At 40.5% G+C, this 2,344-nt stretch carries 6 protein-coding genes; 4 read left to right on the top strand and 2 right to left on the bottom strand.

Going from position 1 to position 2,344, the window contains the following annotated elements; translation table 11 throughout:
• From AACT21_RS09350 to AACT21_RS09335, 4 genes are all read left to right on the top strand, one after another.
• Positions 1 to 218: hypothetical protein (locus tag AACT21_RS09350; protein WP_217898747.1), on the top strand; the 218-nt coding region annotated here is incomplete at its 5' end.
• Positions 219 to 360: 142 nt separating this feature from the next.
• Complete coding sequence (locus AACT21_RS09345; RefSeq protein WP_094164502.1) at positions 361 to 822, top strand: hypothetical protein; 462 nt, start codon at positions 361 to 363, stop codon at positions 820 to 822.
• Positions 823 to 1,044: 222 nt separating this feature from the next.
• Complete coding sequence (locus tag AACT21_RS09340; RefSeq protein WP_001162670.1) at positions 1,045 to 1,332, top strand: type II toxin-antitoxin system RelE/ParE family toxin; 288 nt, start codon at positions 1,045 to 1,047, stop codon at positions 1,330 to 1,332.
• 10 nt (positions 1,333 to 1,342) lie between these two features.
• On the top strand, positions 1,343 to 1,660 hold the full coding sequence (locus tag AACT21_RS09335) for a HigA family addiction module antitoxin (RefSeq protein WP_001232701.1): 318 nt from the start codon (positions 1,343 to 1,345) through the stop codon (positions 1,658 to 1,660).
• A 114-nt stretch (positions 1,661 to 1,774) separates the two neighbouring features.
• Here the strand turns inward: AACT21_RS09335 and AACT21_RS09330 are convergent, their stop codons facing one another.
• Together AACT21_RS09330 and AACT21_RS09325 are read right to left on the bottom strand one after the other, a co-directional pair.
• A complete protein-coding gene (locus AACT21_RS09330) occupies positions 1,775 to 2,074 on the bottom strand; it encodes a type II toxin-antitoxin system RelE/ParE family toxin (RefSeq protein ID WP_019282621.1) in 300 nt (99 codons plus the stop codon).
• Complete coding sequence (locus AACT21_RS09325) at positions 2,071 to 2,313, bottom strand: type II toxin-antitoxin system ParD family antitoxin (protein ID WP_017045414.1); 243 nt, start codon at positions 2,311 to 2,313, stop codon at positions 2,071 to 2,073. Before AACT21_RS09325 ends, AACT21_RS09330 begins: the two co-directional genes overlap by 4 nt.
• Between the last annotated feature and the right edge of the window lie 31 nt (positions 2,314 to 2,344).

Genomic DNA, 2,344 nt, shown 5'->3' with positions numbered 1-2,344 from the left:
GCATTAAAGAGCAACAAAAAAAGATTAAAAACAACTTTAACACTATAAAAGTTTCGGAAGCCTACAATAGATTTTATATCTTAGATGATGTACTGATTCATGAGTTTATTGCACTTGTAAAAGCGTTTGTAGATAAGGTTATAGATCACCTCGAATCTGTGATATTCATGGTGGAAAGAACAATAGAAAAACCCAATATGGATGACGTGCCATTTTAAATATAACAAACAATTCAACAGTGATTCGCAACGCTCGGCGCTTTCACTTTGGGTTGAGTTTGGTGTTTATGGCGCAGTGGTTTAGCCCTGTGGCAGCGTTGCTCACACGTTAATTGGGCGTTAGGCTAATAAAGAGGAAAGTATGGACTTTAACTTAAGTACTGAATTTTGGATTGGTACTGGACTAGCAATACCGTTTTCAATATTGGCTAGTCTTATGACTCCCAAAATTCAGCAGTGGATAGACAATCGTGCTCAAAAGTCAGCGATTAAACGAAGCCAAGAGCTAAAAAATGAGCTAGAGCGCATTAAAAAGCTCAAAGATAACTCAGACTGTCTAAAGATTTACCTGCTAGAAACAATAATTCGAACTGCATTTTATACAGCGGTCACAAGCGCTTTGGCTATGCCATTGTGGGCTACTGGCAGCGTAATTTACTCAGGTGGCTTGTTGAACTTTGTTGGGCAGTGTATTGCTTTAATCGGCGCTTTGTTAGTTGTGCAAGCCTGTTTGAAAGCGATCAAAGATCTAAGTCGCATTCGCAATTTTAGTGAATTTGAGCAGCAGGTTTCAGAATATGTGTCTAAACCTTCAGCCAATTAGCCTAACAAACGCTTCAAGAGGGACAGCCAACGCGCGGCATTTTTACCATGCGTTGGTTTTTGTGATTACGACGTTATGCCGGCAGTTGGTAGTGGCGTTGGCTGCCCCTTAAGCGGGCGTTATGTACTTTTCTGAAATCCTTCCTGCAAATCAAACTTGTGCACAGTGTCATTATGCGCTAGTCTTTGTCTATGGATGCACAATGAGACAGTGCAAGTTGTAATGGCATTAGAATTTAAAGATAAGTGGTTAGAGCAGTTTTACGAGGATGATAAACGACATCGTTTAATTCCAAGTAGCATAGAGAATGCTCTATTTCGGAAGCTGGAAATCTTAGATGCAGCTCAAGCTGAATCAGACTTAAGAATTCCACCGGGTAATCGTTTTGAACATCTTGAAGGAAATCTTAAAGGTTGGTGTTCAATTCGAGTGAACAAACAGTATCGTTTGATTTTTCAGTGGGTTGATGGTGTTGCACTAAATACTTACTTAGACCCACATAAGTATTGAGGTAGCGACTATGCGTAAGACAAAACGTCGTCCAGTTAGCGTTGGGGAAATGTTAAAAGTTGAATTTCTTGAACCAATGGGCATCACATCAAAAGCGCTCGCTGAAGCGATGGGCGTACACAGAAATACGGTGAGTAATTTGATTAATGGCGGTGTGTTAACAGCTCCGGTAGCAATCAAGTTAGCAGCGGCATTAGGTAACACACCAGAATTTTGGCTTAACATTCAACATGCAGTTGATCTTTGGGATACGAGAAATCGTTATCAAGAAGAAGCAAAGTTTGTAAAGCCGTTGTTTGTTTCGCTGGAACAAAGCGCACGTACATAACAAACGCTTCAAGAGGGACAGCCAACGCGTGGCATTTTTACCATGCGTTGGCTTTTGTGATTACGATGTTATGCGGCAAGTTGGTAGTGGCGTTGGCTGCCCCTTAAGCGGGCGTTATGCGCCAAAGATTGGATTTACATCCATACTCTTATGCAAGATTCTTATGATCTGGATGTTTTGGCTACCAATTTGTTGATAAAAAATAACATGGCTTCCTTGTGGAAATTTTCGGTAGCCATCTCTGATTTCATCACAAGTTTTACCGATATCAGGATTTTCAGCGAGTAGCCAAAATGATTCATCGAATTGTTTGAGATAAATATTTCGTTGCTCGCGGCCCCACCTGCGAGAGGTAAATAAGGCAATATCTTTTAAATCAGATTTTGCCTTGTTGGTTAGTTGGAATGGTTTCATTTTCTTTCTTCGCTATCTAGTTCACTGATAAACGAATCGAGGTCATAATCAGCCATACCACTTTCTTCACCTTCAACGAGCAGTTGTCGTAAAGTGTTCATTTTCGTTTCTTGTGTTTCGAGTAAACGTAGAGCGGAACGAATTACTTCACTTGCTGAGCCATAGCGTCCACTTTGGATTTGGCTACTAATAAAACCATCAAAGTGGTCGCCGAGAGTGATGCTAGTATTTTTAGCCATTGTAATCTCCTAATACCAAATAGTACCTAAT

Origin of the sequence: Vibrio sp. V08_P9A1T1, from assembly GCF_963874405.1 — a bacterium.
GTDB classification, from domain to species: domain Bacteria; phylum Pseudomonadota; class Gammaproteobacteria; order Enterobacterales; family Vibrionaceae; genus Vibrio; species Vibrio anguillarum.
The sequence above is the reverse complement of the archived record's forward strand: the minus strand, read 5'-3'. Positions and strand labels throughout refer to the sequence as shown.

Bases quoted from the DNA above. Each gene is read 5' to 3' on its own strand.
- AACT21_RS09345 (WP_094164502.1), top strand. From the start codon at position 361: ATGGACTTTAACTTAAGTACTGAATTTTGGATTGGTACTGGACTAGCA.
- AACT21_RS09340 (WP_001162670.1), top strand. From the start codon at position 1,045: ATGGCATTAGAATTTAAAGATAAGTGGTTAGAGCAGTTTTACGAGGAT.
- AACT21_RS09335 (WP_001232701.1), top strand. From the start codon at position 1,343: ATGCGTAAGACAAAACGTCGTCCAGTTAGCGTTGGGGAAATGTTAAAA.
- AACT21_RS09330 (WP_019282621.1), bottom strand. From the start codon at position 2,074: ATGAAACCATTCCAACTAACCAACAAGGCAAAATCTGATTTAAAAGAT.
- AACT21_RS09325 (WP_017045414.1), bottom strand. From the start codon at position 2,313: ATGGCTAAAAATACTAGCATCACTCTCGGCGACCACTTTGATGGTTTT.